Below are 19,152 nucleotides of genomic sequence, written 5' to 3' on the forward strand. Positions count from 1 at the left end.
GCGGGCATACATTATGCCATCTTCCGCAGAGGAACAATCCTTTGCCGCAAAGTTAAATACCTTTAGGCGCGGCCAAGAAGGGGGGGAATCTTACGGTGGAGCGATGGAGACCCGGAGTCGATCTCCGGCCGTTCAACTTTCGGCCGGTCGGCTGTCCGCGGAGAGGAGCCGCGAGAATTCTTCTATCGACTGCGGACGTTGCGCGGGATCTACGATCATGGCCAAATCGATGGCTTGCAGCAGATTTTGCGGATAGCGGCGTTTGAACGCTTTGACCGCCGGGATGAGGCTATCGCGTTCGGCGCGAATCGGAGCCGCGGGAGGCGGGAGGCCGTCCAAGCACATCCGCATGGTTGCGCCTATGGCGTAGATGTCGCTCCACGGGCCTAAGGCGCCGTCGTCCTGATATTGTTCGATGGGAGAGAAGCCGTTGGTCAGGACTTTGCCGATTCGCGTGTTTTCCTCGTACGGATAAGGCTGCGAGGCTCCGAAGTCCAGCAGCAAAGGATCGCCGCCCGAACGGATCAGAATGTTCTGCGGTTTGATGTCGAGGTGCAGCAGCCCGTTTTGGTGGATCGTCCTGAGGCCATCGAGGAGCGCCGGAAACACCATGCGCAGGAACTGATCGCTCACACCGTTTTTCTTTTCTTTCAGCAGATAATCGCCCAGGATTTTTCCATATTCGAAGGTCATTACCAGGTAGACCGTCGAGTTGGCCTGAAAGAAGTTCAAGACCTCGACGATGTTGCGATGTTTGAACCTGGTGAGAACTTTGGCTTCTTCAAGAAACAGTCGCCGGCCGCGCAGGAACATCGAGCGAGTTTCTTCGCTGTTCGGCATCACGTGATTTTCCGGCGTGCGGTGCGCCAGGCGGCGCGGCAGGTACTCTTTGATGGCTACCTGGTGCTGATCCGCCAGTTGGCGCGCCAGGTAGACGGAACTGAATCCGCCCCCGGCCAAAGGGCGCTCGATCATGTATTGATCGACGATCGTTCCGGACTTCAAAAAGTAAAACTCTTTCGGAGGCTTGTCCGAAGAGTCTGGCCAGAGTTTCCGCATGGGAGGATTCAGCTTAATATTCCGTTCTTTCGCATTAGGGTTTTACGCAGGACCGACTTCAGTTCTCTTCCCTCCGGAAAAAAGGGCGAACCGACAAAATTCGGGACAGGCCAGAAGACTTAAATGCGTGATTCAATTTACTCAGTATAAAGCAAGATTTTCCATGATCCGCAGCATGACCGCTTTCGCCAGCGGCGAACGAGAAATTCGGGACTGGCTTTTCACCTGGGAGGTACGCTCGGTCAATCACCGCTACCTCGATCTTTCCCTGCGTTTGCCGGATGCATTCCGCTTTTTGGAGCCTGCCGCCCGCAGCCGCGTCGGTGCGCTCATCAACCGAGGGCGCTTGGATTGCATTTTGTCCTATAAGAAAAGCGTCGAAGGCGGTGCCGACATCCGCATGAACCGTGAGTTGGTCACCAAGCTGTTGGCGACCGCCCGGGAGGTGGACGATCTGAGCGATAGGCCCTTGGCCGGCTTCAGTGCCCTGGACGTCTTGAAATGGCCGGGCGCCTTGCACGAGCCCGAGGCCGACCGAGAACAACTTGCCGCCGAAATTCTCGACCTTTTGACCGACGTGCTGAAGCAAGCCATAGTCGTACGGGAAAACGAGGGGCGCCAATTGGCGGCTTTGTTGAAAGAACGCTGCGTCAAACTGCGGGAACACGTATCGTCGGTGCGGGCGCGTATGCCGGAAGTACTCCAATCCATTCGGCAGAAGATCATGGCACGGCTGGCCGAAGTCTGCGCCAATCCGGATTCCGAGCGGCTGGAGCAGGAAATGGTCTACCTCGCACAGAAATTGGATGTCGACGAGGAACTGGATAGGCTCGATGCCCATGTCGATGAAGTGCTGCGGGCCTTGCGCCAGAAAGAGCCGGTGGGCCGCCGTCTCGATTTCCTGCTTCAGGAAATGAACCGCGAAGCCAACACGCTAGGCTCGAAATCCGCCGATGCTGAAACGACCAAGTCCTCGGTCGAGATGAAAGTGCTGATCGAACAAATGAGAGAACAGACGCAGAATATTGAATGACGTATCGGGATGTTCCCGCATTGGGGACGCGGGAAGGTCTTGCACACAGTCGATTTTCGGCTAAGCTGGAGGGGACTGCACGGAATTGGGGGAAGATTCCGCTAAGAATCACCAAGAAGCAGTCTTGAGTGCCCGGCCTCGGCCGGGTTTCTTTTTTCTACACCTCAAGCCGATGTCGGGAAATCCGGCGTTCACTTGGCGAAAATTCCTCCATAAATAGCCGCATTTTTTGCGTACTTCAAGTTGGTTTAGGGCTTGTGGGAGCGGGCTTTAGCCCGCGATTGAGCGATTATCGCGGGCTAAAGCCCGCTCCCACACTAATTCCAAATCGCTTTCAATAAAGCATTAATTTTTGTAGGTGGGTTAGGCCGCGAGGCCGTAGCCCACCGAGCGATCCCGAATCGGTGGGTTACGCTTCGCTAACCCACCCTACGATTAATGTTCACTCGAATGCCGAATGGAATAAGGCCATTTACAATCAATCCTTACATACGAACGGAAACTGCTCTGACAGCTGAGTTTACCAACCCAGTTTACGGAGCTATTTCGGCAATTCCGAAGAGGATTTCAAGACTTGAGATGCTTTTCGAGAAATCCCAAGAGATCTTGCCACGCCTTCTCGGTCTCGATGCGTTCAGCCGGTGCCGCGCCGTTCTTCAGGTAAGGTGTGTAAACCAGAAAGCCATGCCGGCAGCGGGGATAAATTTTCAATTTGGCCGGATGCCGGGCTCTGTCCAATTTCGCCTTGAATGTAATCGCCTGCTGGGCGGGTACGATGTCGTCCCGGCCGCCCTGGAGGATCAGCACCGGCGCCTTCAAGTTCGGGATTTGAGCCAGGGCGTGGCGGGTCGAGAAAGCCAGCGGTTTGTCCTCCGGGCCGTCGCCGTAGATTCGCCGGGTCAGTTCGTCGCGGCCCGAGATTCCGTTTTGTTGAAGATGGCGCCACCAGGCGTAGATGTCCATCACCCCGTCGGCCGTGACCACGGCATCGACCTCAGACTGCCGCGCGGCTGCCAGCACGCTGATAAGAGCGCCGTGCGAGACCCCGACCATGGCCACTTTCCGGCCGTCGACGCCGGGTACTTGGGCCAGCAGCGGCAGAACATTCAGCACATCCCGCACTTCGCCGGCGGCTACTTCGATGTCTCCTTCCGATCCGTCCTCGCCTCGATAGGACGGGGTGAACACGGCATACCCCGCCTGCGCCAGACGCGCACTGGCCCGCATGTGTTCCACGGAAATGCCCGAAACGCCGTCATGGTTGAAGAGAATCAGCGGCAGTTTGTCTTTGGCGCAGGGCAGGAACAGCAAGCCTTTGACCTTCAGGCCATCGCTAGGATAGGTCCAGACCGAGACGGGAACTCCGCCGATTTGGCCAGCCGATTCCTCGGCAACGCCGGGAATTTGAGCCGCGGCCGGACGGTACAGGTCCAGCGCCAAACAAAGGATCGACATCCATCTCAAGACGGCATGGCCGGGATTCTGTTCTCGGACGGTAGGCGATCTGTGCGCCTTGCTTCGATGTTTCCGCCACGTCCTCATTGTCATCAGCGTCACGGATGGGCAGTGCTAAACTGGTTCTGCCGCCGCTACGTCGGCTTGGGTCTTGGCGAGCGGGCTAGGGCAAGCGAGCCGCAAGCAATAGTAGCCGAACGTATCGAAGCGAGCGACAAGACGATCCGGAATGTCCGTCATTGATCAATTATCCTAGAAACGGCAGTTGACCGCTTAGATGGAGTAGAAAAGCCCTATGAATTCTGACCGTCCTACCTTCTACCGATTTCACCACTCGGGTGAAGTCGCTACGCACCCGATTGCACGGCGGGCGAGCCGCCTGGCGGCGTTGCTCCTTCTTGTGGGGGATGGCCCCACGGCGGCGTCGCGCCTTGCCAGCCGGCCCGCCAGCCGCACACTCGGCCGCGTCCAACCGCCGTTTCTAGGATTATCAGTAGGGGAAGCGAATGACGAAACATAAGAACGCTATTTTGGCGCTGTTGATCGGATTTTCCATGTTAGCGGTGAACCAGGCCTGGGCGGAGAGAGGGGGCGGCAATGGACGGAAGCTCGATAGACCATCGGGTGGGCAATATCGGGAGCGGTATCAAGATCTTCGGCAGGAGCGAAAAAGTTTTCAGCAAGAATTTCAAGGCGAGGTTCAAGAACGTGCGCGGGACAGGGGCGTCGGGCGGGAGGGTGTGCGTCCGGGCGAGATGGAAGGCAGGCGTGAGCCGCTGATGATGCCGGAGGAGCGTGAGCGATATCAAAACCAGTACCGGGAATTGCGCGAAGAAAGAAAAGGGCTGCGGGGTTTGACCGAGGATGCCGGCGCGGGAAGGGGCGGGCGAGGCATGAGGCAAAGGCAAGAATAAATAACCAACCAATCCGGAACGGATAGCGATATAACCCGGCCGGGCATTATCTCAGCCGGGTTTTTACAGCTTCCGATTCCGGCTGTTCCGGCTTATAGGAATAGTTAAGGACACCGATGGTCTTACATCTTACGAAAAAGGCTTGAATCCATTAAACGCTATTCCAAAGTAGCTTATCGGGTGGCCTCTCGTTTCGGTGCTCCGTAACGGTTTCACGACGCTGACGAGTGATGTCCAAACCGCTTTGGCAACCGTAGTCAACTTGGGGTGATTGCGGTATTGGGCGGAGATTCTTGAGGGTTTAGTATTACGAACCGTGGCGAATCGATCGGCCAGGCGTTTATGTAGCGCGGTTTACCCTCGGCTTCTTATGTTGGACGCTGTTCGGTACCGGTATGCCGCAGGAGCGATTTCCCCGTAAAGGGACGTTTGGAAACCTGGCGGGTTGTTTCGCGATCAAACAGACAGTGAATGCGAAGCCAAGATGGAATCGATGTGGGAGATTCGATTGAAAGCTGTCGGAATTTACGGTGGTGTCGTTTAACGCTGTTGGAGCAACGGAAATGAACCGACTTGAACCCTCAATTGCCGCCCGACAGGGGCAAAATGACCGCGCTCCGCCGATGCGGATCATCCGGTTGATTTACGACAGCAGCGGGTTACGGCGAATCATATCCCGCCAAGCGGGTTGCTTTCCCGACTTGGATGTCAAGAGAGCACAGGGAGAGAGCGAAGCGGCATTTCGTAGACGAGCCGGGTTGAACCGCTCCGGTTCGGAGCCGAGCTGAAAGCCTTGGCTTTTGTAAGCCAGGTTTCAGTTTTGGAACGCTCGCCGATCAGGTATGTCTCAAGATAAGACTCCACCTCCCATGAGCAGAAGGAGAAGCTATCTCAGCAGGAGGCTTGATGCGAACGTCACGGAGGCTATGTTCACCATCTTTTCATGAACGGTACGCCTACCGATTCCCCCTGCCGATAATTCTTTTCGCGTTACCGTTGTCTCTGCCTTTCGGCGGAGCGGCATACACCCAAAGAGCCGAGCCTCCGGTCACTGCTTTGCAAAAAGCGTCCGACGAAGACGGGCAATGGCTTATTTCGGCCAAGGATTACGCCAATACCCGTTTCAGCGCGCTCGACCAGATCAAAGCCGAAAACGTCCACGATCTGCGGTTGAACTTTACCTTCTCGACCGGTCTGTCACGCGGCCACGAAGCCGCGCCTATCGTGGCCGACAACACGATGTACATCGTGACCCCTTATCCGAACACTCTTTACGCACTGGATTTGACCCGTCCGGGCGCGCCTCTCAAATGGAAGTACGAGCCGAAGCCGCTGTCCGCGGCTCAAGGGTTGGCCTGCTGCGATGTCGTGAATCGAGGAGCGGTGTACTCGAAGGGACGAATTTTCTTCAACACGCTCGACGGGCAGACCGTGGCGGTCGATGCCAAGACCGGAAATGAAATCTGGAAAGCACGGATCGGCAATATCAATCTGGGCGAATCCATTACGATGGCGCCGCTGATCGTGAAGAACAAAGTGCTGGTGGGCAACAGCGGCGGCGAGTTCGGCGTGCGCGGCTGGCTTACGGCGCTCGATGCCGGCAACGGCCGCGTGGTCTGGAAAGCGTACTCCACCGGCCCCGACAAGGACGTGCTGATCGGCCCCAGGTTCAAGCCGTTTTACCCCCAAGACCGTGGCGAGGATCTGGGCGTTGCGACCTGGCCGCCCGAGGCTTGGAAAATCGGCGGCGGCACCGTGTGGGGCTTCATTTCCTACGATCCTGCCTTGAATCTGATCTATCACGGTACCGCCAATCCCGGGCCGTGGAATCCGGAACAGCGCCCAGGCGACAACAAGTGGACGGCTGGGGTCTTCGCACGCGATCCCGACACCGGCGAAGCGCGCTGGTTTTACCAGTGGAGTCCCCACGACCTGTACGACTACGACGGCGTTAACGAAAACGTCCTGCTGGACTTGTCCATTAACGGGCAGATCCGGAAAGTTCTGGTCCATCCCGAGCGGAACGGTTACGTGTACGTCCTTGACCGAACCACCGGCGAGGTGCTGTCGGCCACGCCTTTCGTGCATATCACGACGACCAGGGGCGTCGATTTGAAAACCGGACGCCCCATCGAAGTGCATGAGAAAAGGCCCCGGTTCAACACCGTCGTGCACGATATTTGTCCCGCAGCGCCAGGAGGGAAGGATTGGCAGCCCTCGGCCTATTCCCCGAAAACCGGCTGGCTTTACATTCCTCATCAGAATATCTGCATGGACGAAGAGGGCGTCGAAGCCAACTATATCGCAGGCACGCCCTATGTCGGCGCCAACGTGCGGATGCACGCGGGTCCCGGCGGACACCGGGGCGAGTTCACCGCCTGGGACCCCGTTGCGGCCAAGGCGGTCTGGAAGATCAGGGAGAAGTTCCCGGTCTGGAGCGGCGCCTTGGCGACGGCGGGCGACGTGGCGTTCTACGGCACCATGGAAGGCTGGTTCAAGGCGGTGAATGCCCGGACCGGCGAGTTATTGTGGCAATTCAAGTGCGGCTCCGGAATCATCGGCCAGCCAATGACTTACCGGGGGCCCGACGGCAAGCAATACGTGGCGACTCTGTCCGGCGTCGGCGGTTGGTCCGGGGCTATCGTTGCCGGCGAGCTCGATTCTCGTGACGGTACCGGAGCGTTGGGATTCATCAATGCGATGACCGATTTACCGGAGTATACGACGCGGGGTGGGATGCTGTATGTCTTCGCATTGCCGTAGATCCGGGTTCTTCTCGATGCTTGCCTTGCTTGCGGCGTTTTGGCCGGGCATGGCGTCAGCCGTCGTGGATGATCATTCTCCAAAGCGTACTCTCCGCATCTGCTCGGATCCCAATAATCTGCCCTTCTCCAACCAGAGGCAGGAAGGCTTCGAAAACAAGATCGGCGATCTCATCGCCCACGAATTGAATGCCGAAGTCGAGTACACCTGGTGGGCGCAGCGGCGCGGCTTTATCCGCAATACGCTCAAATCCCATCGCTGCGACCTGGTTCTCGGCGTCCCGAGCAACTTCGGGCCCGCACTGACGACGACGCCGTATTATCGGTCCAGCTACGTGTTCGTTTACCGCCTGGACTCGGGGCTGAACATCCGCTCCTTCAACGATCCTACGCTGCACGACGTCAGGATCGGCGTGCAGATGGTCGGGGACGACTTCGCCAACACCCCGCCGGCCCATGCCCTGACCAGCCGAAAGATCATCGATAACGTGGTCGGTTACACCGTTTACGGCGATTACTCCAAGGAGAATCCGCCGGCCAGGATCATCGATGCGGTAGTGGCGGGCGACATCGATATCGCCGTCGTATGGGGACCTTTGGCGGGCTACTTTGCCAAGAACCAAGCGGTTCCGCTCGCCGTCGTGCCCGTCTCGCCGCCGGCCGACCGGTCTCTTCCCTTCGTGTTCGATATCGCGATGGGAGTGAGGCACGGCGATAAACGGTTACGCACAGAACTGGAACGCATCATCGAGCGCAGGAGCAAGGAGATCGAAGCCATACTCGACGAGTATGGCGTGCCCCGGATCGGAACCCGCCTTTCCAGCCGAAACGGACGGTCAGGATGGAAATCGGTCATAAGCTCTCGGCATTAGCCTGTGCGATTGCGGCAGTTCTTCTTCTGAATGCCTGCGATCGCCAGGAGGACCCCGCAGCGGTATCGGTAGCCGGCGGCGATCCCGCACAGGGGAGGGAAGCCATTTCACGGTACGGCTGCGGGTCCTGCCATGTCATCCCCGGAATCGAAGGCGCAAACGGTCTGGTGGGGCCGCCTTTGAGCGGAATCGCGAGCCGCGTCTACATCGCCGGCGTGCTGACCAACACGCCGGAAAATCTGATGCGCTGGATTCAAGATCCGCCCGCTATCGATCCCCTGACCGCCATGCCGAACACGGGTGTTACCGAAGCGGATGCCCGCCATCTTGCCAGCTTTCTCTATACGCTGCGGTAGACGGCTGATTCTCACGACCTCTACGGTATGACATGCTAAGCTAACGGTTTTCGGCCCCTGCTGCGGCATGGGTCGGAAACCGCCATTCGTCGGACAACCGTTAAGACCACTCCGGATCATTTCAAGGCACATGAGTATCGGCACGCTGTTCATCGTTTCAGCCCCGTCCGGGGCGGGAAAAACCAGTTTGGTCAGGGCACTGCGGGAAAACCTCGAGGGGTTCACGGTTTCGGTGTCGCATACCACGCGAGCGCAGCGTCCCGGAGAAGTCCACGGCCGGGATTATTTCTTCGTGAATCATGCCGAATTCGAAGGGATGATCGAATCGGGCGGGTTTCTGGAGCACGCCAGGGTGTTCGACAACTATTACGGCACGGCTCGGGCAACCGTGGAAAAAGCCCTATCCGAAGGACAGGACGTGCTGCTCGAAATCGACTGGCAGGGCGCCCGCCAAATCCGGAACTTGATGCCCGATTGCATCTCCATCTTCATTCTGCCGCCCTCGCGCCGCACCCTGGAAGAACGGCTCAAGGCGCGCGGCCAGGACGATCCTGACACCATCGCCCGCCGCATGCGCGATGCCATCTCGGAGATGTCGCATTACAGCGAGTACGACTATCTCATCGTGAACGACGACTTCGATCGGGCTCTCGCCGAGCTGCGCAGCGTCGTGGTCGCCAGCCGGCTCAAGACGGGGCGGCAGTCCGAAGTTCACAAAGATCTGATCGGCGGACTATTGGCCTAATTCCATTTTGTGTAACGCCTGCGGCAGCGGGCGTTACAGGCCCCGACCGGGGAAGGCTGGCTGTGCCGGGCCAGCCACAAGGACCTGTTTACCGGAGAGATCGTGGGCTACGCTCGCGGGGAACGCATGACGACGGCCTTGGTCAGCCAGTCTTTGTGGCGGGAGGTGTCGGCAAAGCGGCCCGCTCCAGGCAATGCCATTATTAACCCGGCCTATAAATATAGGCCGGGTTAATCCGGGGCAGGGATGCCCCGGCGCGGCGACAAGCCGCGTGAGCCCAGGCCGGGCGTATACCGGCCTGGGCGGCGGCCCGAAATACCAGGAGGGTATTTACGGGCCTGACTAATAAGTTAAGCCGTCATTCCGGCAGGGATTGCTCACCCCATCCCTGGGGTTCGTCCTACGGACCGTGCTCCGCACGTCCAAATTTGCTCCTGGCAAATTTGTGCCGGACAAATCGGCAGGATGGCCGATTTGCACGCGAAGCGCCCGTAGGGTGCCGCACAGGGACTGTGCGGCATGAATCCAGTGCACAAGGAAGTGATAGGCCTCTGCCGTCCATGGCTTCTGGACCCCGGCATTCCAATCGCAAACGGGCCTTTAGTCGGCCCCTTCCCTGCCGGGGTGACGTTATTCGTCTTAACTTAACGGCATTGCCGCTCCAGGCCTGATTCACCATTCCGGTCAGGGGAGCCAGTATTGTGCCCATGCCTATCGGGCGTTGCTGGAGCAGTTCGGTTTCAAGCCTCCAAATGCTCCTATGGAGAGCTTTTGGGGCACGCTGAAGAACGAACGGGTCCGTCACCGGCGGTATGCTACGCGACAACAAACCATCGCGGACATCACGGAATGGATCGAGATCTTCTACAACCGCCAACGGCGCCACTGGCGGTAATGGAGGCCACCTTTGGACGCTGCTCTTCAAACGCGTGCCCCGCTCGCTGAATCACTTCCCGGCCATCCAGCCGTTGATCTCCTCCATGAACGGCGTGGACAGACTGCCGGCCCTGACCTGTAATCCAACAAGCCCGCGGATGTAGTCGTAGCGGGCCTTGGCCTGCTCGACGCGTGCCTTCAGCAGCCGGCGCCGGGCCTCGAGCAGGTCGACGATCGTCGAAGCGCCGAGCTCATAGCCGCGTTCCTGGGCCTCGGCGGCTTTCTCCTGCGCGCGCACTTCCTGGCGGGTGGAGTCGATCCGCGAGTAGCTGGCCATGGCATCCAGGTATGCCGTTCGTGTTTCCTGTTCGATTTCTCGGCGCTTCTGCTCGAACTGCTCCCGGGCGATCCGATGCCTGGCTTGTGCATCCCTCACCCCCGCCTGAACCCGGCCGCCCTCGAAGATCGGGACGGTGAGCTGCACGCCGGCGGTGAACACGTTGTAAGGGGGCTGGGAACGGTTATCGAATCCGGTGTCCGCATAGGTCTCGGAGACCTGCAGGGTAAGCAGCGGAGCATGCTCGGCCCGGCTGCTGGTCACCAGTTTGTCTGTGGCGTCGATGCCGTGTTGTAGCGCGGTCAGGGCCGGGTTGTTACGGGTCGCTTCCTGCACCCATTCGTCCGGAGCGCGCGGGACGGGGGGAAAGTGCTCCCGGCCGACCGGGTTGACATCCCGCACCGAACCCCCGGCCAGCTCGCGCAGTTTCTCCAGCGCCACATCCTTGGCATTTCGCGCCTCGATCCCGCGGGTGGCCAACGTTTGGTAATAGGCCTCGACCTCGTACAGATCGGTCACCTTCACCATCTGCCGCTCGTACATCCGCTGCAGGCCTTTCAGCTGGCTTTCCACGGCTTTTGTTTCCGATGCCACGTAGGCGATGTTGTCGGTAGCCTCGACTGCCCTGAGATACCGGTCCACCAGGTCCCCCGCGACAGCCATGCGCGCCGCCTCGAGTTCCTGCTCCGACTGCAAAATGACATTTTCGGCGCTCTGCCAGCGATAGAAAGAGGCTAGGTCAAACAAGGCCTGGCGCAACTGCACCGTTCCGCGCAGGCCGCTGTATTGCTGATCGATCGCGGGCAAGCTGCTCAGGCTCAGCGAACTTTGTCCGGCCTGTTGATGCAGATCGTTGTAAGAGTAATTCCCGACCGCGAAAATCTGCGGCAGCAATTTGCTGAATGCCTGGTCTTTCTGGGCGTTGGCTCGATCCACCGAGTATTCGCGGCTTTTCAGCACGGGGTTGGTTTCCAGGGTGCGCTGGTACAGCTCCAGCAGGGACTCGGCGCAAGAGGCCGAAGGCAGAGCAAGTACCGCCAGGCACAGGAGGCCCTTTCCGAAACCGGCTAATGTCATGGATCAATCTTCGATAAAGGAGCGGGTGACGGTGTTCACGAAGGGGTCGGTCAGATACTCGAACAGGGTGCGCTCGCCCGTATTTATCAAGACCTCGGCCGGCATGCCCGGCACCAGGTCCAGTTTCTGGCGGGCCAGGTCCTGAAGCCCTTCCGGCGTGATTTCCACCCGCGCCAGGTAATAGGAAGTCTGGGTTTGTTCGTCCACCAGACGGTCGGCGGAAACAACCATCAGCTTGCCCTCGATTTTTGGGGTATCGCGGGATTTGAAGGCGGTAAACCGCACTTCCGCCATCTGGCCGAGCTGGATACGGTCGATGTCCTGAGGCGACAGCCGGGCTTCCACGACCAAGCGCTCATCCTGCGGAACAATGTCCAGGATCTTTCCCCCCGGCTGGATGACGCCCCCCAGGGTGTGCACGGACAGACCCAGGACCATGCCGGGCTCGGGTGCCTTGACGACCGTGCGCGCCACTGTGCTTTCCAGGGACTGAATCTTTTCTCGCAACTCGAACAGGGCCGCCTGGACCTCGCCTAGTTCTTTCGCGACCTCCCGCTGCAGCTCCTTCTGGAGCTGGAGGATCTTGAGTTCGGTCTCGCTGATCTGTAATTCGGTGGCTGCCAGCTCAGACGCCAATTCCCCGCGCTGGCCCTCGCTCTGTGCCAGATTGCGCTCCAGTTCCCGCACTTTCTGCCTCTCGGTGTAGCCTTCCTTGAGAAGGGCCTCGAAATCCTCCAGTTCGTGCCGAAATGACTTCACCAGGCGATCACGGCTGGTGATTTGGGCCTGCAAACCCTTGAGCTTGGCGCGGAGCTGTTCGATCTGCCGCCGGTACAGGGAAATCTCGCCGTCGTGGGCCGTCTTGCGGACGGTGAAAGTGTGGTTCTGTATGCGGATGGCGTCATCGATCCGGGGATCGTCTGCATGGACGAGCAAATCGGGAGGATAGCGGACCTCATTCAGGCCATCGCGTTGCGCGATCAGGCGGGCTTCCCGTGCCGCGGCGATGTAATACTGCCCGCGCAGGACTTCGAGCTGGGCTCGCGGCTGGGTGTCGTCGAGGGTGGCCAAAACCTGGTCCTTTTCGACCGAATCGCCGTCGCGGACCCGGATGGTCTTGATGATGCCGCCTTCCAGATGCTGGACCGTCTTGCGGTAGTTTTCCACGGTGATGACGCCCGGGGCCAGCGCTGCGCTGCTGAGCGGAGCGAGGGCCGCCCAGGTGCCGAGGCCGCCGAAGATGGCGAAAACGACGAGGAACCCGAGCCGGCGGAAACGGCGGTCGTCGGTCAGCAGCGATGGCTGGGCTGAGGTCGTCACGGCCATCAAGACGGATTGTGGACGGGAGCGGCCGCGACGGGGCGGAGGCCGCCGGCCGGCCGCGGCGTCGAATTCTGCAAGCTCGCCAGAACCTGGTCGCGCGGTCCCGACACGGCCACCAGACCTTCCGCCAGCAGAACGATCTTGTCCACCTGGCTCAGGAGGCTCTTGCGATGGGTGACCACGATCACGGTGCACCCTTTGCGCTTCAGTTCGGCCAGGGCGGCGACCAAGGCATTTTCACCCTCCTGATCCAGGTTGGAATTGGGCTCGTCCAGGATCACCAGCTTCGGGTCGCCGAACAAGGCGCGGGCCAGTCCCAGCCGCTGCTGCTGTCCGGCGGAGAGGATATTGCCGTGGCCGAGGATTTTGGTGTCGTAGCCTTCCGGCAGCCGCAAGATCATGTCGTGGATACCGGCGGCGCGGGCGGCCGCCACTACCCTGTCGGGGTCGACGGTGCCGAATCGCGCGATGTTTTCGCCGATGCTGCCGTCGAGAAGTTCGACGTCCTGAGGCAGATAGCCGATGTAGTTGCCCAGCGCCTCCCGGTCCCATTGGGTGGTTTCGGCGCCATCAAGCCGGATGGCCCCCTGGCTTACGGGATAAAGCCCCAGGATCGCGCGGAGCAGGGTGGATTTGCCGGAGGCGCTGGCTCCGATCACGCCCAGTGCGGTGCCCGGTTCGATCCGAAGGCTGATGCCCTTGAGCACCGGGGCGGACGCGCCCGGCGGCTGGACGACGGCGCTTTCCAGGAGGATTTCACCCCTCGGGGCGGGCAGCGGCATCGGCGGTTCGCGGTATGGGGCGGCGCTGAGCAGTTCGTCGAGCCGCTGGTAAGCGGCCCGCGCCTGCGAAAAACCCCGCCAGGTGCTGATCATCAGGTCCAGAGGCGCCAAGGCGCGGCCCAGCAGTATGGAACCCGCGATCACCAAACCCGGTGTGATCTCCCTGTGGATGGCCAGATAGGCGCCGAGACCAAGGATCAGCGACTGGATGGTCAGCCGGTAAGTCTTCGACAGCGCGGCGATCAGGCCGCCCTTGGCACTGGCCTGGCTTTGCAGCTCGAGCAACAGGGTCTGCTTGTCCTGCCAGCGGGTCCGCATCCGGGGCAGCATGCCCATGGCCTCGATCACTTCCGCGTTGCGCAGATTGCGCTGGGTGAACTGGTTGGACTCCACGGCGTGCCGGTTGGCTTCCTGCAGGTGTTTGCGGGTAGCCGCTTCGTTCCAGACAGCAAGGCCCGCCAGCACGAACGCCGAAATCAGGCCGACTGCCCCGAAAACCGGATGGAACAGGAACATCATCCCCAGATAAACCGGAAACCAGGGGGCGTCAAAAAACGCGAAGAGGCCCGGCCCGGTTAGGAACTGCCGGATTTGTAGCAGGTCGGTCAAAGGCTGCGCGGACGATATCCTGCCCCCGGAAGCGAGGGACTGGGCGAACACCGCATCGAAAACCCGCCCGCCCAGGAGACTGTCCAGACGCGCGCTGGTAACGATCAGAATCTGGGTACGGACCCACTCCAGCCCGCCCATCACGATGAAGAGGAACACCGCGATGAGCGTCAGCATCAGGAGCGTCGACTCGCTGCCGCTGCTCAGCACGCGATCGTAGACCTGCAGCATGTAGATCGACGGCACCAGAAGCAGCAAGTTGATGAAGAAACTGAAGAACCCTACCGACCAGAAGGAGGTCCGGCAAGTTTGCAGCGCCCGGCGCAGATCCGACCGGACCCATGTACCCTGGTGTTGTGGTTGCGGTTGGTGGGTACCCATTCGAATTCCTAAGTAGAGGCTGAACGGATACCCTCAACGCTCCGCATGAAATTAGAGCGGGCAGCCTTCAAGCCGGGCCTTGCGGATCGGGCATTCGTTCCTTCCCGAAACATGAGCGCTCGTGTTCTGACCGGAATCAGGCCGGCTGCGCCTGCCCGGCGCCTTCGGCGGCAAGGCAGGGCAACCGGGCTTTCGCAGGCGAACCGCCATATCGGATCAGAGGAGACCCGCTAGATCAGAAACTCGTTCTGTTGCAGCTCCGCGCCTACGCCCACCAGGCTGATCTCCGGAATACCCAGAGGGGCAATCCCGGCACCCTCCGTGGTCGAACCGCTCACCAGGCTCTGGATCACAACGTTGTCCCCGGTGCCGCCGTCGAGCACATCGAGTCCGGCGCCACCCAGCAGCACGTCGTCGCCGGCGCCGCCGAGCAGCACGTCATTGCCGTCACCGCCGATCAGCACGTCGTCGTCATCGCCGCCATTGGCTGTGAGCTGGATGCTGCCCACCGTCAACCCCGACGCCTCGATCACGTCATCGCCGGCGAGGCCGTTGATCACGAGGCGGTCCATTGTCGGGTCGAAATTCGTGATGTTGATCCGGGCCGCAAGACCCAGCACGGAGACTCCGTTGCCATCGCCCACGACGATTATGACGTCGTCCCCCTGGGTCGCATTGACGAAGATGGTGTCCGCCTGGCCGTCGCTACCGCCGCCGAAAGCGCCGAGATCGATGTTGACTTCGGTCACGTCCGTGCCGGACAGATCGTTGACCACGATGTTGTCGGCGCCGCCCAGCGCCCTGAAATCGATCCGCTCGACGTCGTCCAGGTCCATGGTGACGTTGGCGACGTCGCGGAAGAAGCGCGCGCGGCCGCCGTTGGCGGAGATATCGATGTTTTCGCTGACGTTCGCGCCGTTGAACAGCATGGTGTCGAAGCCGGCCTGGCCTTCGAGGATGTCGTTGTCGTCGCCCGGATTCCAGACGAAGGTGTCGTCGCCCGCGCCCATGATTGCGAGGTCGTTGCCGTCTCCGCCGTTGAACAGATCGTCCCCTTCGCTGCCGAGTAGAACGTCGGCGCCGAGGCCGCCGTTCATCGTCAGTTGGACTGCGCCAGCCTCCAGACCGGTAGCATCGATGACGTCATCCCCGCCAAGACCATTGAGCGTCAACCGATCGTTCGCAACCTCCTGGCCGGAAATGTTCACCTGGCTCGGCAGACCGAAGACGGTAATTCCGCCGGCATCGCCCGCGACGCCGAACACGTCGGCGCCATTCGTGGCGTTCACCGTGACCGTGTCCGCCGCGCCGTCGCCGCCCCCGCCGGTGCCTCTCAGGTCGATGTTGATCTGAGTGACGTCCGTCCCGCTGAGATCGCCGATCACGATGTTGTCGGCACCGCCCAGCGCGTTGAAATCGATCTGTTCGACGTCGTTCAGGTCCATGGTGACGCTGCCGACGTTGCGGAAGAAGTGCACGCGGCCGCCGTTGGCGGCGATGTCGATGTTCTCGGCCGCGTTGCTGCCGTTGAACAGCATCGTGTCGAAGCCGGCCTGGCCTTCGACGGTGTCGCTCCCGTCGCCCGGATCCCACTGGAACACGTCGTTGCCGGCGCCGAGCAAGGCGACGTCGTTGCCCTGCTGGCCGTCGATGAAGTCGTCACCGTCGCCACCCAGGAGGACGTCGGCGCCCTGGCTGCCCAGGATCGTGTCGTTGCCGGCGCCGCCGTCGATCACGAGCTTGATCACGCCCGCCGGGAGGGTGGTCGCAGTGATCCCGTCGTCGCCTGCCCCGCCGTTGATGACGAGCGAATCGTTGGCGCCTTCGCTGTTGGCGATGTTAACCTGCGCCGCCAGTCCGACCACCGACGCCGATGTCCCGGCGCCGAACACGTCGATGATGTCGTTGCCGCCCGTGCCGTTCGTGACCACCGTATCGGCCTGCCCATCGCCCGCCGCTCCGCCGAGCGTTCCGGCGAGATCGATGTTGACTTCGGTCACGTCCGTGCCGGACAGATCGTTGACCACGACGTTGTCCGCGCCGCCCAGCGCCCTGAAATCGATCCGCTCGACGTCGTCCAGGTCCATGGTGATGCTGCCGACGTTGCGGAAGAAGCGCACGCGGCCGCCGTTGGCGGCAACGTCGATGTTCTCGGCCACGTTGCTGCCGTTGAACAGCATCGTGTCGAAGCCGGCCTGGCCTTCGACGGTGTCGCTGCCGTCGCCCGGATCCCACTGGAATACGTCGTTGCCGGCGCCGAGGAAGGCGACGTCGTTGCCCTGCTGGCCGTCGATGAAGTCGTCGCCGTCGCCGCCCAGGAGAACGTCGGCGCCGTTGCTGCCCAGGATCGTGTCGTCGCCGGCGCCGCCGTCGACAGTGATCTGGATGAGGCTCGCTAGATTGCCGGTTGCGGAAAACGTATCGTTACCGCCGTTCATGTTGACGACGAGATTCTCGGTCGTGCCGATATCGAGTGCGAAAGGGGCCGGGTCGAGGCGGTCGAAACGGACGCGCGATCCGTTGGCGGTTACCGTAAACACCTCGGCGCCGTTGCCGCCGTTCACTTCCGCGGTGTCGATGCCGGTTCCGCCCTCCATCAGATCGCTGTCATCGCCCGGATTCCAGATCATACGGTCGTTGCCGGCCTCGCCGAACATCTGGTCATCGCCGTCGCCGCCGGTCAGCGTATCGTTTTCAGAACCGCCGAACAGAAAGTCGACGCCGCCTTTGCCGAAGAGGACGTCGTCGCCCGCCTGCCCGAAGAGCTGGTCGCCGCCCGAGCCGCCGGTCAGCGTGTCGTTTCCCGTGCCGCCGAAAAGGTTGGCGCGGGGCAAAGCACCGTTTGTTTCGTCGAGCGTGATGGTGTCGTTTCCGCCCAGCCCAAATCCCTGAATCAGGCTCGTGTTGGCGACGGTCGCGGTACCGCCCCCGACCGGAACGGCGCCGCCATTGATGAGAATGGTTCCGGCCGCATTGCGGCTGAATTCGATCGTGTTGTCGAATGCATCACCGAGTGCCGTCAGAACCCCGGTGGAAGGTGTGAACGTTCCGGTGACCGTCTGGGTGGTGATGTCTGCGCTTGCGGTAAGAGCGAGCGGTCGGACATCTTCGGTCGACAGACCGCTCTCCGAGGGGGCTCGGAACGGTAGCTGATCCAATGCAAGCACTTCTGGTGCGGGTACCGGCTGTTTCCGGCCGAGGTTGGACATACCCATGGTTTTCTCCTTAATTATTTTTGATGATCACTCGATAACGCCGTATGAAATTTCGGTGGACTAGGGTTAAGGATTGAACGCCCCGTCCTAATCCGGCTCCATCCGAAACTTCTTATCGGGATTCGGCTCAAAATGCGGTGCCGGATCATCGTTTCGGCCCGCCTCCCGATTTCGCTCGGACTAACTCCGGCGGTACATTCACAAGAACCTGAACGGAGCCATGGCCGATCATCCCTTTCATGGCCCTGATCTCGAAGCGCTTGCCGGTCTATCCGGCCCAGCCATGACACCGCCCGCCGCACCTCCCACTGACGCGTCGTATCGGTATTTCTCCCTCCGAGCGAGAAAGGTTCAAAAAATCCAGCGTTGCGGCGGATTTTTTTACGAAACCCTTGTATGGCATCCCGGTCATCCAAAAGAACCTATCGTGGCGACGAGTCCCGGCGGTCGGCGCACTGGTCGAATCAATCGCAAACGGTGGCGTTAATCGCCACCCCTTCCAATCGCAAACGTCGCTTTAATCGCGACCTTCCCCACCAGTCTCGCCCGGCCCCAGCCAGGGGTTCGGATATCGCGCGCAGATGACTCGCAGCGCGTGTGAAGCTTGTTGGTCGAACCTTACCGAGCGCGGTTGCGCTGACTCGAACTCCGGCGGCGGAAAACGGCATAGGCCATCATGCCCGCCCCCACCAGCGCCAGTGACGGCGCCTCCGGGACGTTGTTGGTCGGTACGCGGGACCACACGGCATAGATGAAGCTTTCGGAAGTTAGGTCGTCCGAGGGGGAAACAATCAGGAGACCAGAAACGTCGTCCAACGGGCCAAACAGATTTTGTGCAAAACCCACATCGGCCAACCCGCCTACGGTGAGCCCAAAATCATAGGGCGTCAGCACCATGCAAAGAACGAAATCTGAGCACCCCGCGGTTGTATCCGGGGCGGAATCGAAGGCGCCAAAGGCCCCGTCCAAAAAGACCTGGTCCAATAAGGCTTGCGAGGCGGCCAATGCCTCCCCTTCCGTCTTAAACACGAAATCGTTGCTGGAATCGCACCCGCTGAACAACCCGGCACAGGTCCCACCCTGAAATGTGACATCGTATAGCGTGGTCACGTTGTTGACGGTGACTTCGACGCCGGTGGCCCCGGTCAATATGCCGTTAGTCACCTGCAGCGTCGGTAGAGCATGCGCGCTTCCCCAGGCAAGGCACGAAGCGACTAGGCAAACGATTATCCACAGAGTTTTCATTGGTCTCACTTTCCCTAATTCTGCGCTCACGAGTGAGCATGATGGTAAACCGTCGCTACCGCCTCGGAACGACCCCCTAGCACCTTCGAAGTGCCAAGCAGGATTTAGGCC

The 19,152-nt window shown here is 60.5% G+C and carries 13 protein-coding genes and 1 pseudogene; 7 read left to right on the plus strand and 7 right to left on the minus strand.

The annotated features are described in order from the left end of the window. Window positions 1-132: 132 nt before the first annotated feature. Complete coding sequence (locus tag ACR2R1_RS16610; protein WP_434111001.1) at window positions 133-1,059, minus strand: serine/threonine protein kinase; 927 nt, start codon at window positions 1,057-1,059, stop codon at window positions 133-135. A gap of 163 nt (window positions 1,060-1,222) precedes the next feature. Here ACR2R1_RS16610 and ACR2R1_RS16615 point away from each other — a divergent pair, with 163 nt between their 5' ends. Beyond that, window positions 1,223-2,092, plus strand: a complete 870-nt coding sequence (locus ACR2R1_RS16615; protein ID WP_434111003.1) for a YicC/YloC family endoribonuclease — start codon at window positions 1,223-1,225, stop codon at window positions 2,090-2,092. Window positions 2,093-2,659: 567 nt separating this feature from the next. On the opposite strand, the gene ACR2R1_RS16620 is transcribed toward ACR2R1_RS16615, so the two are convergent. Continuing rightward, window positions 2,660-3,547: an alpha/beta hydrolase family protein gene (locus ACR2R1_RS16620; RefSeq protein WP_168183857.1), complete on the minus strand. Its 888-nt coding sequence runs from the start codon at window positions 3,545-3,547 to the stop codon at window positions 2,660-2,662. A gap of 506 nt (window positions 3,548-4,053) precedes the next feature. On the opposite strand from ACR2R1_RS16620, the gene ACR2R1_RS16625 reads away from it, so the two are divergent. From ACR2R1_RS16625 to ACR2R1_RS16650, 6 genes and pseudogenes are all read left to right on the plus strand, one after another. Next, window positions 4,054-4,461 (plus strand): hypothetical protein, encoded by a 408-nt coding sequence (locus ACR2R1_RS16625; RefSeq protein WP_434111005.1) that lies wholly within the window; start codon window positions 4,054-4,056, stop codon window positions 4,459-4,461. A gap of 1,056 nt (window positions 4,462-5,517) precedes the next feature. Next, entirely contained in the window at window positions 5,518-7,224 is a 1,707-nt protein-coding gene (locus ACR2R1_RS16630) for a methanol/ethanol family PQQ-dependent dehydrogenase (protein WP_347258327.1), read from the plus strand. 16 nt (window positions 7,225-7,240) lie between these two features. Further along, window positions 7,241-8,095: a quinoprotein dehydrogenase-associated putative ABC transporter substrate-binding protein gene (locus ACR2R1_RS16635; RefSeq protein WP_156881115.1), complete on the plus strand. Its 855-nt coding sequence runs from the start codon at window positions 7,241-7,243 to the stop codon at window positions 8,093-8,095. Further along, the gene (locus ACR2R1_RS16640; RefSeq protein WP_077731539.1) at window positions 8,065-8,451 is read left to right on the plus strand and encodes a c-type cytochrome; all 387 of its coding nucleotides are present in this window, start codon (window positions 8,065-8,067) and stop codon (window positions 8,449-8,451) included. The genes ACR2R1_RS16635 and ACR2R1_RS16640 overlap by 31 nt, the downstream gene beginning before the upstream one ends. 130 nt (window positions 8,452-8,581) lie before the next feature. After that, a complete protein-coding gene (gmk, locus tag ACR2R1_RS16645) occupies window positions 8,582-9,196 on the plus strand; it encodes a guanylate kinase (RefSeq protein WP_077731538.1) in 615 nt (204 codons plus the stop codon). Between the two features lie 664 nt (window positions 9,197-9,860). Next, window positions 9,861-10,091, plus strand: a pseudogene (locus ACR2R1_RS16650) (IS3 family transposase); the annotation flags it as partial. Window positions 10,092-10,142: 51 nt separating this feature from the next. Here the strand turns inward: ACR2R1_RS16650 and ACR2R1_RS16655 are convergent. The 5 genes from ACR2R1_RS16655 to ACR2R1_RS16675 form a co-directional block, all read right to left on the minus strand. Beyond that, on the minus strand, window positions 10,143-11,486 hold the full coding sequence (locus ACR2R1_RS16655; protein WP_347258168.1) for a TolC family outer membrane protein: 1,344 nt from the start codon (window positions 11,484-11,486) through the stop codon (window positions 10,143-10,145). Between the two features lie 3 nt (window positions 11,487-11,489). Then, window positions 11,490-12,812 carry an HlyD family type I secretion periplasmic adaptor subunit gene (locus ACR2R1_RS16660; protein ID WP_434111008.1) on the minus strand — a complete coding sequence of 441 codons (1,323 nt, stop codon included), beginning with the start codon at window positions 12,810-12,812 and terminating at the stop codon, window positions 11,490-11,492. Beyond that, entirely contained in the window at window positions 12,812-14,581 is a 1,770-nt protein-coding gene (locus ACR2R1_RS16665; RefSeq protein ID WP_347258166.1) for a type I secretion system permease/ATPase, read from the minus strand. The genes ACR2R1_RS16660 and ACR2R1_RS16665 overlap by 1 nt, the downstream gene beginning before the upstream one ends. A gap of 230 nt (window positions 14,582-14,811) precedes the next feature. After that, window positions 14,812-17,796: a beta strand repeat-containing protein gene (locus tag ACR2R1_RS16670; protein ID WP_347258165.1), complete on the minus strand. Its 2,985-nt coding sequence runs from the start codon at window positions 17,794-17,796 to the stop codon at window positions 14,812-14,814. 618 nt (window positions 17,797-18,414) lie between these two features. Continuing rightward, the gene (locus ACR2R1_RS16675) at window positions 18,415-19,041 is read right to left on the minus strand and encodes a PEP-CTERM sorting domain-containing protein (RefSeq protein ID WP_086133844.1); all 627 of its coding nucleotides are present in this window, start codon (window positions 19,039-19,041) and stop codon (window positions 18,415-18,417) included. Between the last annotated feature and the right edge of the window lie 111 nt (window positions 19,042-19,152).

The organism is Methylocaldum sp. GT1TLB (assembly GCF_051027445.1).
Classification (GTDB): Bacteria; Pseudomonadota; Gammaproteobacteria; order Methylococcales; family Methylococcaceae; genus Methylocaldum.

Coding starts and splice junctions, on each gene's coding strand:
- ACR2R1_RS16615 (WP_434111003.1), top strand. CDS start 1,223: ATGATCCGCAGCATGACCGCTTTCGCCAGCGGCGAACGAGAAATTCGG.
- ACR2R1_RS16660 (WP_434111008.1), bottom strand. CDS start 12,812: ATGGCCGTGACGACCTCAGCCCAGCCATCGCTGCTGACCGACGACCGC.
- ACR2R1_RS16640 (WP_077731539.1), top strand. CDS start 8,065: ATGGAAATCGGTCATAAGCTCTCGGCATTAGCCTGTGCGATTGCGGCA.
- ACR2R1_RS16620 (WP_168183857.1), bottom strand. CDS start 3,547: ATGTCGATCCTTTGTTTGGCGCTGGACCTGTACCGTCCGGCCGCGGCT.
- ACR2R1_RS16670 (WP_347258165.1), bottom strand. CDS start 17,796: ATGGGTATGTCCAACCTCGGCCGGAAACAGCCGGTACCCGCACCAGAA.
- gmk (WP_077731538.1), top strand. CDS start 8,582: ATGAGTATCGGCACGCTGTTCATCGTTTCAGCCCCGTCCGGGGCGGGA.
- ACR2R1_RS16635 (WP_156881115.1), top strand. CDS start 7,241: ATGCTTGCCTTGCTTGCGGCGTTTTGGCCGGGCATGGCGTCAGCCGTC.
- ACR2R1_RS16610 (WP_434111001.1), bottom strand. CDS start 1,059: ATGCGGAAACTCTGGCCAGACTCTTCGGACAAGCCTCCGAAAGAGTTT.
- ACR2R1_RS16625 (WP_434111005.1), top strand. CDS start 4,054: ATGACGAAACATAAGAACGCTATTTTGGCGCTGTTGATCGGATTTTCC.
- ACR2R1_RS16655 (WP_347258168.1), bottom strand. CDS start 11,486: ATGACATTAGCCGGTTTCGGAAAGGGCCTCCTGTGCCTGGCGGTACTT.
- ACR2R1_RS16665 (WP_347258166.1), bottom strand. CDS start 14,581: ATGGGTACCCACCAACCGCAACCACAACACCAGGGTACATGGGTCCGG.
- ACR2R1_RS16675 (WP_086133844.1), bottom strand. CDS start 19,041: ATGAAAACTCTGTGGATAATCGTTTGCCTAGTCGCTTCGTGCCTTGCC.